This is a genomic window from Clostridium zhoujianii, assembly GCF_051590805.1.
Classification (GTDB): domain Bacteria; phylum Bacillota; class Clostridia; order Clostridiales; family Clostridiaceae; genus Clostridium.
The window spans coordinates 111107-124078 of the sequence record NZ_JBPUTF010000001.1 but is presented as its reverse complement, the minus strand read 5'-3'; the positions used below and the strand labels follow the sequence as shown (position 1 = coordinate 124078).

15 protein-coding genes are annotated in these 12972 nt (G+C 30.2%); 1 reads left to right on the top strand and 14 read right to left on the bottom strand.

Going from position 1 to position 12972, the window contains the following annotated elements; genetic code table 11:
- Positions 1-130 precede the first annotated feature (130 nt).
- The 8 genes from clpX to ACSYT2_RS00620 form a co-directional block, all read right to left on the bottom strand.
- Positions 131-1426, bottom strand: coding sequence for an ATP-dependent Clp protease ATP-binding subunit ClpX (gene clpX, locus ACSYT2_RS00655; RefSeq protein WP_430857469.1), 1296 nt, complete (start codon positions 1424-1426; stop codon positions 131-133).
- A 25-nt stretch (positions 1427-1451) separates the two neighbouring features.
- Positions 1452-2054, bottom strand: coding sequence for an ATP-dependent Clp endopeptidase proteolytic subunit ClpP (gene clpP / locus ACSYT2_RS00650; protein ID WP_430857470.1), 603 nt, complete (start codon positions 2052-2054; stop codon positions 1452-1454).
- A 167-nt stretch (positions 2055-2221) separates the two neighbouring features.
- On the bottom strand, positions 2222-3511 hold the full coding sequence (gene tig / locus ACSYT2_RS00645; protein WP_430857471.1) for a trigger factor: 1290 nt from the start codon (positions 3509-3511) through the stop codon (positions 2222-2224).
- 123 nt (positions 3512-3634) lie between these two features.
- Entirely contained in the window at positions 3635-4420 is a 786-nt protein-coding gene (locus tag ACSYT2_RS00640; protein ID WP_430857472.1) for a hypothetical protein, read from the bottom strand.
- Positions 4421-4582: 162 nt separating this feature from the next.
- On the bottom strand, positions 4583-4816 hold the full coding sequence (locus tag ACSYT2_RS00635) for a hypothetical protein (protein WP_430857473.1): 234 nt from the start codon (positions 4814-4816) through the stop codon (positions 4583-4585).
- 429 nt (positions 4817-5245) lie between these two features.
- On the bottom strand, positions 5246-6523 hold the full coding sequence (locus ACSYT2_RS00630) for a murein hydrolase activator EnvC family protein (RefSeq protein WP_430857474.1): 1278 nt from the start codon (positions 6521-6523) through the stop codon (positions 5246-5248).
- Between the two features lie 54 nt (positions 6524-6577).
- Complete coding sequence (locus ACSYT2_RS00625; protein ID WP_438382788.1) at positions 6578-7843, bottom strand: TcaA 3rd/4th domain-containing protein; 1266 nt, start codon at positions 7841-7843, stop codon at positions 6578-6580.
- A 107-nt stretch (positions 7844-7950) separates the two neighbouring features.
- The gene (locus tag ACSYT2_RS00620) at positions 7951-8292 is read right to left on the bottom strand and encodes a hypothetical protein (RefSeq protein ID WP_438382786.1); all 342 of its coding nucleotides are present in this window, start codon (positions 8290-8292) and stop codon (positions 7951-7953) included.
- 212 nt (positions 8293-8504) lie between these two features.
- Here ACSYT2_RS00620 and ACSYT2_RS00615 point away from each other — a divergent pair, with 212 nt between their 5' ends.
- Entirely contained in the window at positions 8505-9275 is a 771-nt protein-coding gene (locus ACSYT2_RS00615) for a histidinol phosphate phosphatase (protein WP_438382784.1), read from the top strand.
- A gap of 19 nt (positions 9276-9294) precedes the next feature.
- Here the strand turns inward: ACSYT2_RS00615 and ACSYT2_RS00610 are convergent, their stop codons facing one another.
- The 6 genes from ACSYT2_RS00610 to hisH all read right to left on the bottom strand — a co-directional run bounded on the left by ACSYT2_RS00610 (position 9295) and on the right by hisH (position 12970).
- The gene (locus ACSYT2_RS00610) at positions 9295-10017 is read right to left on the bottom strand and encodes a hypothetical protein (protein ID WP_430857478.1); all 723 of its coding nucleotides are present in this window, start codon (positions 10015-10017) and stop codon (positions 9295-9297) included.
- Positions 10018-10189: 172 nt separating this feature from the next.
- A complete protein-coding gene (gene hisE / locus ACSYT2_RS00605) occupies positions 10190-10516 on the bottom strand; it encodes a phosphoribosyl-ATP diphosphatase (protein ID WP_430857479.1) in 327 nt (108 codons plus the stop codon).
- A gap of 14 nt (positions 10517-10530) precedes the next feature.
- Positions 10531-10866 carry a phosphoribosyl-AMP cyclohydrolase gene (gene hisI, locus ACSYT2_RS00600; protein ID WP_430857480.1) on the bottom strand — a complete coding sequence of 112 codons (336 nt, stop codon included), beginning with the start codon at positions 10864-10866 and terminating at the stop codon, positions 10531-10533.
- An 11-nt stretch (positions 10867-10877) separates the two neighbouring features.
- The gene (gene hisF, locus ACSYT2_RS00595; protein ID WP_438382782.1) at positions 10878-11639 is read right to left on the bottom strand and encodes an imidazole glycerol phosphate synthase subunit HisF; all 762 of its coding nucleotides are present in this window, start codon (positions 11637-11639) and stop codon (positions 10878-10880) included.
- Complete coding sequence (gene hisA / locus ACSYT2_RS00590; RefSeq protein ID WP_430857482.1) at positions 11640-12362, bottom strand: 1-(5-phosphoribosyl)-5-[(5-phosphoribosylamino)methylideneamino]imidazole-4-carboxamide isomerase; 723 nt, start codon at positions 12360-12362, stop codon at positions 11640-11642.
- Positions 12359-12970 (bottom strand): imidazole glycerol phosphate synthase subunit HisH, encoded by a 612-nt coding sequence (hisH, locus tag ACSYT2_RS00585; protein ID WP_438382781.1) that lies wholly within the window; start codon positions 12968-12970, stop codon positions 12359-12361. Before hisH ends, hisA begins: the two co-directional genes overlap by 4 nt.
- Positions 12971-12972: the final 2 nt, after the last annotated feature.

Below are 12972 nucleotides of genomic sequence, written 5' to 3'. Positions count from 1 at the left end.
TTATAATTATTAACTATTGAAGGTAGTCCTATTCAGTTCATATATTAAATATTCCTATATTTATCATATAGCCTCATTTAATTTTTCCAAAAATAAAAAGTGCGATAATATTAATTATCGCACTTTTAAATTAAGCAGTTTCCATGCCTTTTTTCTTTTTTGCCTTTTTAGGCTTTAATAGAGGTCTAGATTCACCTTCTGGTAACATATGAATCTCTGGTTTCTCTTTTTCAATAATTGTTGGTTCGTTAATAACTACCTTTGAAATTCTATCATCAGAAGGAATCTCAAACATTATCTCTGTCATAACTTCCTCAATAATTGATCTTAAACCTCTTGCACCTGTTTTTCTTTCAATTGCTTTAGTTGCTATTGCATTTAAAGCTTTATCTGTAAAATCAAGTTCAACATTATCCATTTCGAATAACTTCTTATATTGCTTAACTAATGCATTTTTAGGCTTACTTAAGATATTTACAAGAGCCTCTCTATCTAATGAATCTAGGGTTACAACTATAGGTAATCTTCCTACGAATTCTGGAATTAATCCAAATTTTAATAAATCGCTAGGAACGATCTCCTTTAATAAGTTCCCAATATCCTTCTCAGATTTTGATTGGATATTCGCTCCAAATCCTATAGAACTTTGTCTAGTTCTCTTTTCAATTATCTTATCAACTCCATCAAATGCTCCACCACAAATAAATAGAATATTAGCAGTGTTTATTTGAATAAATTCTTGATGTGGATGTTTTCTTCCACCTTGTGGAGGTACTGATGCAACTGTTCCTTCTAATATTTTTAGTAAGGCTTGTTGAACACCTTCTCCCGAAACATCTCTTGTAATAGATGGATTTTCAGATTTTCTTGCAATCTTATCTATTTCATCTATATAAATAATTCCCTTTTCAGCTCTCTCAACATCATAATCAGCATTTTGAATTAATCTTAAAAGAATATTTTCTACATCTTCTCCAACATATCCTGCTTCTGTTAGCGTTGTAGCATCAGCTATTGCAAATGGTACATTTAAGTACTTAGCTAATGTTTGTGCTAAAAATGTTTTTCCTGATCCTGTAGGTCCTAGTAATAAAATATTACTTTTTTGTAGCTCTATATCATCATTATCATCATTTGCATTAATTCTCTTGTAATGATTATAAACTGCTACAGAAAGAGATTTTTTTGCTCTTTCTTGACCAACTACATAAGCATCTAAGTAGTTTTTGATTTCTTGTGGTTTTGGAAGTGTTTTAGTGTCAAATTCCACAGTTTCCTCAAACTCATCTGCAATTATTTCAGAACATAAATCAATACATTCATCACAAATATAAACACCAGGACCAGCAATTAATCTTTTTACTTGATCTTGATTTTTACCGCAGAATGAACACTTCAACTGCTTTTTGTCATCATACTTAGCCATAAATTCACCTCACTTAGATTCCGTATTATTTTTTATCTTTCCCAATTTCGCTTGATGTTATAACCTTGTCAATTAATCCATATGCACAAGCTTCATCACTATCTAAGAAGTGATCTCTTTCAACGTCTTGAGAAAGTTTTTCTAATGGTTGATTAGTGTTTTCACTTAATATTTTATTAAGTCTTTGTTTAATCTTCAACATTCTATTTGCATGAATTTCTATATCTGTTGCTTGACCTTTGAATCCACCTAAAGGTTGATGTATCATTATCTCAGCATTTGGAAGAGCTATTCTCTTTCCTTTTGCTCCTGATGATAATAAGAATGCACCCATTGAAGCTGCCATACCTATACAAATCGTAGATACATCTGCTTTAATGTAATTCATTGTGTCATATATAGCCATTCCTGCTGTTACTGAACCACCTGGGCTATTTATATATAAATAAATATCCTTATCAGGATCTTCACTTTCTAGAAATAAAAGTTGAGCGATTATAAGATTGGCAGAATCATCATTCACTTCCCCACTTAACATGATAATTCTGTCTTTTAATAATCTAGAAAATATATCGTAGGATCTTTCTCCCCTACCAGTTTGTTCTACTACCATAGGGACTAATGCCATAATACTACCTCCTAATTAATATACCCAATACTACATATAGAGTAAGATACAATTATATTATAATCCTATTTAAAGTATACAGGATTTCCCTGTATTTGTTAACATTTAATTTGAAATAATTGCCAGAAATTTATTTCTGGCAATTATCATATATCAAAATATTAAATTTAAACAGCTTTACAGTTGTCTATTAAGAACTTAATTGTTTTACCAACAACTATGTCATTTTCTAACATAGCCTTTTGTGAGTTAATTAACATTTCAGCCATTTTTTCATGTTCTGATGCTGAGTACATTTTAGCAACTTCTAAAGCCTTTTCCTTAAGTTCTTCTTCAGTAGCTTCTATCTTTTCAGCTTTAGCTATTTCTTCAAGAACTAAGTCTGCTCTTACTTTTCTATCAGCGTTAGCCTTCATGTAATCTCTCATCTTTTCAACTGTGTTACCAGTGAATTCCATGTATTGTTCTAAAGTTAAACCTTGGTACTTTAATCTGCTTTCAAGGTCTTTAACCATAGCATCGATTTCTTTTTCTACCATTACTTCTGGTAAATCTATTGTTGTAGTTTCTATTGCTGCACCAATAACTGCATCTTCGAATTCTTTTTCTGCCTTAGCATCGTTATTTTCTTTAATCTTCTTCTTTATATCTTCTTTAAGCTCTGCTAATGTATCGAATTCTGAAACCTCTTTAGCGAACTCATCATCTAATTCTGGAAGTTCTTTAACCTTTATTTCATTAACTGTTACTTCGAAAGTAGCATCCTTAGCATTTAAATCCTCTTTACCGTAGTTTTCAGGGAATTTAACTTTAACTTCTCTCTTTTCACCAACATTAGCACCGATTAATTGTTCTTCGAAATTGTCGATGAATGAACCTGAACCGATTTCTAATGAGTAATCATGTCCTTCTCCACCTTCAAATGCAACTCCATCTACAAATCCCTTGAAATCTATAACAGCGATATCACCATTTACAACAGTTCCTTCTGTCTTAGTTTCAACTCTTGCATTTTTTTCTTGCATTGAAGCTAATTGCTTTTCTATTTCAGCATCTTCTACTTCGTAAACTGGCTTCTTAACTTCTAAACCTTTATATTCTCCAAGCTTAACTTCTGGATATACTGTAACTTCTGCAGTATAAACTAAGTCTTTTCCTTCTCCAACTTCAACAATGTTGATTTGTGGATAGTCAACTGGTCTTATATTGTTTTCATCTAAAGCAACTGGATAAGTTTCTTCTATTACAAAGTTTATAGCATCATCAAAAAGTACTTCTATTCCGTAGAACTTTTTAACCATTGCCATTGGAACTTTACCCTTTCTAAATCCTTGAACATTGAATTTACCTTTGTTTTTGTTATATGCTTTCTTTAGAGCTTCATCAAACTTAGCAGCTTCAACCTTTACCTCAATCTTAACTGCGTTAGCTTCTATTTTTTCCATTTTAGCTTCCATTTTTTATATTCCTCCTAAAATAGTTATTAACATCTTCATTAATAGACTAGGATATTATATCACATCTTTCTAATTATTATCAAATTATTTGTAGGTTTTATGTTATTTTGCTAGGATTATAACCTATTGCGAAATGCCACCATCAGCATTAATATAATAAGCTACACCATTAACTGTTACACTTAATCCTTTTTCAGGATCTAGCTCTCCTACCGTTGTATCCGGTCCCTTTAAGTTCCAAAGTACATTTTCTGATGCGTTTTCAATATCATAAATCCAAATATACTTATTAGTTGCAGATGCTCCAAAGTATGGTAACTGGCTAATATACAACACTCTAGTTTCATTTATAAATTTAGCTTGTGAGTGCCAAATATACTCTGGTGTTCCAGCTAGAATCTCGTTCTTTGGAAATAGGCCTCCTGATTGAGATGTATATGACTGTTTTGTTATATCTTTTACAGTACCATCTATTTTAAACACCTTAAGATTTTGATTTTTGTCTTCAATTAGAATTTGTTCTCCCGAAGGGCTTATATTATATGTAAATCCTTCAATTGGATCTATTCCAACAAACTTCTTAACCCCAGCATCATCCATATACTCAGCTTTAAGAATAACACCTTCTTCTACATTTAAATCAATAAATGTTTTTTCAGGTACTACTTCTTTCTCTGGTTCTTCAATTACCTCTTCTTCCTCATCAACCAACTCTTCTTCTGGCTTACCACTGTCTACCCAAGCTTGAATTTTATCCTTCATATTAGTAAAATCCATATCTTGCACTTTAAACTTAAAAAATAGTGCAAATATTAATACTAGTGCTACTAATATGGAAATAACTATTCTTCTCTTCCTTCGCTTCATTTTCTTTTCGTAATCTCTACTAAATATGCTTGGTTTTGCCAAGTTTCCTACCTCCTACATCTTTTCTACTAGAAACAAGTACAAAGTATCCTATTTTCTTGTTATTCTATATAACATTATAGCGTATTATATATTATTTTTGTTATTTTTTTTTAATTTAATAAATTCTTAAAAATTCACTAATATTTATTATTGCCATATCTATTACTTTTTACAACAACCTCCTCCACTTGAGCAACATCCACCCCCAGTAGAGCAGCACCCTCCAGTACTATTTGAAGCACTTGATTTAGTTTTACTACATCCACCACAACCCTTGGATTGAACTACATTATCAGTGTAATCCTCATAATCTGGAGCATCCTTTAGTAAATCCCCTTCCTTTTCTTCTTTATTTATATCATTGATCTTTGTAAGATCTTTTGTCACATCTTTCATATCTTAAAACCTCCTAAATGTTTTCTATATAATAACACTGTTATTATAATAAACAAAAGTATATTTTATCCATAATTCCATATTTTTTTTAAAAATAATTAAAACACAGTTATATTGTCGAAAACTTTATCTATTTTTGAGAAAAACATAGAAAAATCGGTTGATTTTATTTAAATTTGTTTTATAATGAAAATATAGTTATTAATAAGCCCATACCACTCAGCTAACAAACAGGTTAGCTTGAGTTAAAATAAACCCCACAAATATGTTCATTTATTCCCTTTCTTAAGTGAACATAACCCTTTAACCTGTACTTTTTATAGTACAGGTTTTTGATTTTTTAAATATTTTTATACTAAAAAGTACAGATATTATCTAAAGTTTTCTCTAGAATATATCTGTACTTTTTTTATTGAATATATGTATTACCTATAAGTATCCCATAGGATCAGTATGTTTACCATTTATTCTTACTTCAAAGTGTAAATGAGGTCCTGTACTATTACCTGTTGATCCAACTGCTGCAATCTTTTGCCCTCTTGATACCTTTTGACCTTTAGATACAAATAGTGCGCTAGCATGTGCATATAAAGTTTGTACTCCTCCACCATGATCTATAATAACAACATTTCCATATCCACTTTGAACACCTGAAAATGCTACTGTCCCACTTTTAGAAGCTACTATAGGAGCTCCACTTCCTGCTGCAATATCAATACCTGTATGGAAACCATTTGCTCCAGTTATAGGATGTACCCTTTTTCCATACTTACTTGATATAGGCCCTGAAGCTGGCCATATAAAGCCTTCACCACTTGAAGCTCCGCTATCTACATTACTGCCATTATTTATATCGTTAAATATTTGATCCATTTGATTTTGTAAAGTCTGATTATAGGAATTAAGATCTCCTATCTTTTCCTGGATATCCCTCTCCTTTTGAGTAAGTGAATTTGCAATTCTTTGCTTTTCATTTTCAAGTGACTTAAGTTCATTCATTTGTGCTTCAACAGCATTCTTTTCTGCTATAAAGCCCTTTTGCACTTCTATTAATTCCGCCTGTTTTACTTTTATACCTTCTTTTTCTTCGTCAAGCTTGTCTATTTGTTCTTTTAAAGAAATCTTATCTTTATCTAATTGCTCTTGAATATTTTTAATTTCTTTTAATAGATTGTTATCCATATTAATTAATTTAGATATATTATAGATATTACTAATTAAAGAACCTAATCCATCACTGTTAATTAACATAGCCATAATTTGGCTTATCATATCATTCTTATAATAATTTCTTAACCTTTCCCCTAAAATTTCTTCTCTTTCAACAGATTCCTTTTCCTTTTTAACTATCTGCTCTTCCTTACTCTTTATCTCATCGTCCATTCTATTAATATCTGCTTGGACTTTGTCTATCTGAGATTGTAATTCATCTATATTTTTTTGGAATGAATCCACCTTTTTATTAGATGCCATTAGCTCTACATTCTTAGCTTCTACTTTCTTTAAGATAGTCTCTAAATCTGCATTAGCACTCTTACTTTGCTCATTTACTTGATTTTTTTCTTTCTCTAATTTTTCAATCTCTTGCTTATTACCATTTATCTTATCTTGCAAATTAGAACTTCCAGTTGCTAAGACTACTTGTCCATTAAATGTTAATGCTCCTATAACTAATAAAGCTATCAATCTAATCGCTCTTCTCTTCATAAGTTTCCTCCTAGTAATATTTATTTAAAATAAAACCCAAAAGTAAATAAGATTTTACAAACTAAAATTCTCTACATCTTCTATAATCCAATTATTATTTTTATATAAAACCTTTGTAAAGAATTTCTTTGATTTCCTTTCCTTATTTAACCCCAAAAAGCTCTTACTTACATCATAGTTAACTTCGACTACTATTGTAGCTCTATATTCTTTATCATCATAACTATACTGGCTTTTATCTTCCATAATATTTATATCGTTAATTGTATACTTGTTCTTTAATAGTATATACTTTCTTTCTAATATATCAAATATCTTATCCTTAGTTCCTTCTGTAGCTCCTTTAATTTCTTCCTTATCTTCCTTGTTTAAAGCTTCAAATACACTACTATAGAAACTATTAACATTCTTCATTATTTCTGATTTCATAGTTTCATTTTCCATATTAATACCTAAGTTTATACTTGGAATGTCTCTTACAACTACTTCTTCACTTTTGATTTTTCCCCAGGGAAATTCATTTTCTATATATATTCTAACTGACCCATCAGTAGGAATAGGCCCAATATCCTTTGCATCACTCACCTTAATCTCTGTATTTTTATCATTAATATAAACCTCAGCATCTACAAAAACAGATGTTATACTTAATGATACAGCTTGAAAGTCCAAATTAATTATCTCATCCTTCATCAATAATATTTCTTCTGAGGAATTTATACTACCATACTCACTATTAAGCTTTCCATCCACTTTATATAACCCTGGGATTACCCCTATAAATGAATTACCACCCGATATAAAGTTATTACCATCAATGGTGAATTCACCATCTATAAAATTACTATTAACCTTAAGATTATAAGTCTTTAAATCTATGTAATAGCTTGTCCCAAATATTTTATTCTCTTCTTTTAATATGAAATCCTCTGTCTCTCCTGCCTCTTCTAATCTTCTAATAGTTGAATGGCCTTTGCTTTCATCACTCTTATAATAGTTTATCAATGGTTCTAATTGTTCTTTCTTAACCTTTTTTCCATCTAATCTGACTAAAGCATTTAGCTTTCTTTCACTTCCATCCCTTAATGCAACTTCCAATTTTGATAAAACCTTATTTTTTGATGAATTTGTACTTCCAACTATATATCCTAAAGATAAAAATATAAGTAAGATAATAGTAATTAATAACTTGCCTCTATCCTTAATGAAATCTATAGCATTTTCTTTTCTAATTTCTTTAATATCCCTTATTAATTTAACTATATAATCCTTTAAATTCTTTTTAAATTCCACTAATGTACCTATAATCTTCTCCTTCATTACATACTCCTTAATGTCATATTACTACTATTTTAATTATAAATCTGACAAATCTCAAGGTATTTAAGGAAAATAGGCAACTGATATAAAAATCAGTTGCCCATATTTTACTCTAATATATCAATTATCCACTTACCACAATCTAAACACTTATACACTCTTATTACAAATAAGCTTAGCTCATCTTTATTAATTTGAGTCTCAAATGTATCTAACTCTTCTTTTGTTATAAACTCGTCATCCTTATTAAGGAATCCATGAATTTGTACAAAATAATTATCCTTGCTCTTCTCGCAACAATCATTTTCATTTGCACAAGTTATCTTCTCATAATTTAGCTCATGCTCTAAATCCTTTATTATGGGAATGATATCCTCATATTCATTTATATCATCTAGGAAATCTTCCTCATAAAAACTTATATCCTTAACTTTAAATAATTCTTTCATTATATTAACTCCTTCCTATACATATCGATACTAGTATACATATTTATCTAAGAAATTTCTATATTATTTATTACTCTTTATTATTATTAGTCTATAAAGCTTCTTTTCATTGAATATTAACTTATATTTAACCCTATATTCTATTCACTCTTTTGTACACTATAATCCACTATGATATAATTATAAACAAATTACTATTTATGGAGGATATTATGATTTTTGATTCACATATGCATACTGAATTTTCTAGCGATAGTAGAATGAAAATTCAAGAAGTAATTGAAAAAGCAAATAATCTAAATATTGGTGTTGTATTAACTGAACATTTAGATTTAGCATACCCAGAGAAGGATGAGTTTAGAGTAAATCCAAAAGATTACTTTACTGCCTATAATAAATATAGAAATAATAAGCTATTACTTGGTATTGAAATTGGTTTAAGCCTTTCTGTTAACAAAGAGAACTCAATAATAGCTAATTCTAATCCTTTTGATTTCATAATTGGATCAATACATGCTGTTAATGATGAAGACATCTATCTTACCTATGGTAAGGAAGGTGTTACTAAAGATGAATATTTTAAAACCTATCTAGAATATATGTTGAAATGTATTCAGGATTATAAAGATTTTGATGCACTAGGTCATATAGATTACCCTTGTAGATATTGTCCATTTGATAATAAAGAATTAATTTACAATGAAAAAGCTGATATTTTAGATGAAGTTTTTAAAAGCCTTATTGATAACGGTAAGGTAATGGAAATAAATACAGCAAGAATTGATAATAAAGAATCCTTTATGAATCTTGTCACCATCTATACAAGATATAGAGAGTTAGGTGGAAAATATATAACTATAGGCTCTGATGCACATAATCAGAACAATATAGGAAGAAACTTCAATGAAGCATTTAATTTCTTAGATATAACAGGTCTAAAAGGAATATACTACAAAGAAAGAAAATCTGAGTTTATTAAATAAACTCAGGTTTCCCAGTATCTTAATTGATTTTTAGAAGTGTATAATCTATCTCTTTTAATTTATATTGACTTAAATAATTTTCTACTATTGTATCTACATCCTTTAGATAATATTCCCTATTACTTATATTAGGTAACACCTCAGAATCTCTTGTAATACAGAAATATATAGTGTCTTCAACAAAATTATCTGCTATCTTATTAAAGTTTGCTTCCGTAAGATATTCACCTATATATAAATATGACATTTCCATCCTAGTTTTTTTATGAACAAGTGAATATATCTCTCCACCTTCTCCTAGTTGGAATGGATTCTTAACAACATCAAATCTTTTTTCATAGTATTTGATTATAGCTTGTCTCTTATTTTCAAAAGTACTTGCTACTAACTTCTCAAATTTCTCTTTAACTCTTCTATTGTACTTTGTAATCAACTCTAATAACTCACCGTAGCTAATGTCTTCGTTTACAATTGTTGCCACATTATTTTCTACTCCAACATCATGGGTTTTTACAATTTCTTTTGGTGCCGCTAAATTAATATTTTTGCTTACTATTTCAGCCTTTTCTTTTGCTTTAATCCTTGCCTTAGCCATAACCTGATTATTCCTTACTCCAATCACATCTGACTTTTCAATTTCTTCCATTATTATTTCTTTAGACTTACTAGGAAACCAAGTACTAATAGCATCTAAGGATAATTCACCTATTCCTAATACCATTGTTTCTATCTTTTTTTGCATATTAATTCCTCACATCCACCCATTTATTTTATATTATGTCTATTTTATTTATATTTTACATCTATTACCATATTAATGCAATAGTTTGACCTAACTTTCACAAGAAATTTACAATAAATAGACTTACAATAAGTTCTCCTGTAGAAGTACATAATGTAAGCCTCATAATCCCTTAAATATTATCTATTTCTTTTCTTTCACCTTTAAAGTTATTTATCTTTTTACTTCTTTTTTTCAATTCCTCTTCTACCATTTCTAAAGGAATATTCAATTCAGCCATAAGAACTAAAAGATGATAGGTTAAATCACATATTTCATTGATTTGCTCTTCTTTATCATTACCTAAGGCACTTATAACTACCTCAGTTGATTCTTCTCCAACCTTCTTTAGGATCTTCTCTAAACCCTTTTGAAAAAGGTAGGCTGTATATGACCCTTCTTCACCACTATTTTTTCTTTCTAAAATAGTAGAATATAACTCATTTATTTCATCACCCATTAGTAATATCTCCTTTACAATTCTTTATAAAAGCAGCTTTTATTCCCTGTATGACAGGCAGCTCCAATTTGCTCTACTAAAAGTAATAATGTATCATTATCACAATCTATTCTTATTTCCTTTACATACTGTAAATGTCCTGAGGTAGCCCCTTTATTCCACAGTTCATCCCTACTTCTGCTATAGAACCAAGATGTATCTCCCTCTAAAGTCTTTGCTAAACTTTCCTTAGACATATATGCAAGCATCAATACTTCCTTTGTAGTAATATCCTGAACTATTGCTGGAACAAGTCCATTACCTTTATTAAAATCTACTTGATCTACCTTTTTTATAATATCTTCTCTCATATAAACTACTCCTATAATCTAACTGGAATATTTTTATCTCTTAAATACTCTTTTACTTCATTAACAGTTAACTCTCCATAGTGGAATAATGAAGCAGCTAATGCTGCATCTGCTGCATCTTTTTTAAATACCTCATGGAAATGCTCTAAACTACCACAACCACCTGATGCAATTACAGGAACATTAGTTATATTTGATACTGCTTTTGTAAGTTCTATATCAAAGCCCTGCTTTGTTCCATCAGCATCCATGGATGTTAGTAATATTTCTCCTGCTCCAAGTCTTGTAGCCTCTTCAATCCACTCTAGAGTATCTAATCCTGTATCTATTCTTCCACCATTTATTACAACATTCCACCCTCTATTATCTTCTCTCTTTTTTGCATCAACTGCTAATACTATACATTGATTTCCAAAATAAAAGGCACCTTCTTTAATTAATGATTTATCTCTGACAGCTGCAGAGTTTAAACTAATTTTATCAGCACCTGCCCTTAGTATAGTTTTTATATCATCAATACTTCTAAGTCCACCCCCTACTGTAAAGGGAATAAATATTTTTTCTGCTACTCTTTCCACTACCTTCTTCATTATTCCTCTATCTTCATGAGTAGCTGTAATATCAAGGAATACAAGTTCATCTGCCCCCTGCTTATAATAATACTCTGCAAGGTCTACAGGATCTCCTACATCCTTAAGACCTACAAAGTTAATACCTTTAACTACACGTCCACCTTTTACATCTAAGCAAGGTATAATTCTTTTAGTATGCATCTACTTTTCCCCCTTTGTTAGCTTTATTGCCTCCTCTAAAGAAAGGGTATCTGCATATATAGCTTTTCCTGTTATAGCTCCATAAAGGCCTAAATCATTTAATTCTTTTATATTACTTATATCTCTTATTCCCCCTGATGCAGTTATATCCATATCAACCTCATCTTTTAATTTCTTAAGCATTTCTACATTTGGTCCTTCAAGGGTTCCATCCTTACTTATATCAGTAACTATTACATTCTTAATTCCTAACTTTTCTAATCTTTTTGCAAAATCTATATAATATAAGGAGCTACTTTCAAGCCATCCTCTACCATAGGCATATCCATCCTTACAATCTATCCCTACTGCTATCTTATCTCCAAAAGCCTCAACTGCTTTCTTTACAAGTTCTTCATCTTCCATTGCACTTGTACCCAGTATAACCCTAGAAATTCCATTGTTAATTAAATACTCTATTGTTTGGTAAGTTCTAATTCCTCCACCAACTTCCACAGGAATATCTAATGTATTAGCAACTTCAATTATTACTTCTCCATTAACTAACTCACCCTTTTTAGCCCCATCTAAATCAACTAAGTGCACATATTCAGCTCCTAGATCCTGAAAAGACTTTGCTGTTTCTAAAATATCCTCAGCTACTATCTCCTTTTTACTATAATCTCCTTGATATAGCCTTACTGGTTTTCCATCAATTATATCTATAGCAGGTAGAATTATCATAATACCAACTCCTTAAAGTTCTTTAGAATATTAAGTCCTATTTCACCACTTTTCTCAGGGTGAAATTGAGCTCCAATTACATTATCTTTCCTAACTAATCCTGGAATTTTAAGTGTTCCATAATTAGAATAACCAACTAAATCTTCATTTCTAAATCCTTGAGCATAATATGAATGCACATAATAAACATAGGCATCATCATTAAGCCCATCAAAAAGACTATCTTCTCTATTCTTTTCAAGGTTATTCCAACCAATATGAGGTATCTTAACTTTCTGATCAACCATCTTTACTACCTCACCCTTTAGAAGTCCAAGGCCCTCTCTTTCTTCTACTTCATATCCCTTTTCAAATAACATTTGCATTCCAAGACATATTCCAAGAAGAGGCTTCCCTTTACTAACTTCTTCTTTAATAACTGAGGGTAACCCCGACTTTTTTAAATTATCCATACAATCCTTAAATGCCCCAACTCCAGGTAATATTAAACCATCTGCATACCTTATATCATCTATACTTGAGGATATTTTACATTCACATTCTATTTTCTTTAACGCATTAAAAACACTTTTTAAATTTCCCATGCCATAATCTATAATTACTATCATTA

Excerpts from the sequence above, each read along its gene's own strand:
- hisH (WP_438382781.1), bottom strand. The coding sequence starts at position 12,970 with ATGATAGTAATTATAGATTATGGCATGGGAAATTTAAAAAGTGTTTTT.
- tig (WP_430857471.1), bottom strand. The coding sequence starts at position 3,511 with ATGGAAGCTAAAATGGAAAAAATAGAAGCTAACGCAGTTAAGATTGAG.
- ACSYT2_RS00625 (WP_438382788.1), bottom strand. The coding sequence starts at position 7,843 with ATGAAGGAGAAGATTATAGGTACATTAGTGGAATTTAAAAAGAATTTA.
- hisE (WP_430857479.1), bottom strand. The coding sequence starts at position 10,516 with ATGGGTGATGAAATAAATGAGTTATATTCTACTATTTTAGAAAGAAAA.
- ACSYT2_RS00635 (WP_430857473.1), bottom strand. The coding sequence starts at position 4,816 with ATGAAAGATGTGACAAAAGATCTTACAAAGATCAATGATATAAATAAA.
- hisI (WP_430857480.1), bottom strand. The coding sequence starts at position 10,866 with ATGAGAGAAGATATTATAAAAAAGGTAGATCAAGTAGATTTTAATAAA.
- ACSYT2_RS00615 (WP_438382784.1), top strand. The coding sequence starts at position 8,505 with ATGATTTTTGATTCACATATGCATACTGAATTTTCTAGCGATAGTAGA.
- hisF (WP_438382782.1), bottom strand. The coding sequence starts at position 11,639 with ATGCATACTAAAAGAATTATACCTTGCTTAGATGTAAAAGGTGGACGT.
- hisA (WP_430857482.1), bottom strand. The coding sequence starts at position 12,362 with ATGATAATTCTACCTGCTATAGATATAATTGATGGAAAACCAGTAAGG.
- ACSYT2_RS00620 (WP_438382786.1), bottom strand. The coding sequence starts at position 8,292 with ATGAAAGAATTATTTAAAGTTAAGGATATAAGTTTTTATGAGGAAGAT.
- clpP (WP_430857470.1), bottom strand. The coding sequence starts at position 2,054 with ATGGCATTAGTCCCTATGGTAGTAGAACAAACTGGTAGGGGAGAAAGA.
- ACSYT2_RS00610 (WP_430857478.1), bottom strand. The coding sequence starts at position 10,017 with ATGCAAAAAAAGATAGAAACAATGGTATTAGGAATAGGTGAATTATCC.
- ACSYT2_RS00630 (WP_430857474.1), bottom strand. The coding sequence starts at position 6,523 with ATGAAGAGAAGAGCGATTAGATTGATAGCTTTATTAGTTATAGGAGCA.
- clpX (WP_430857469.1), bottom strand. The coding sequence starts at position 1,426 with ATGGCTAAGTATGATGACAAAAAGCAGTTGAAGTGTTCATTCTGCGGT.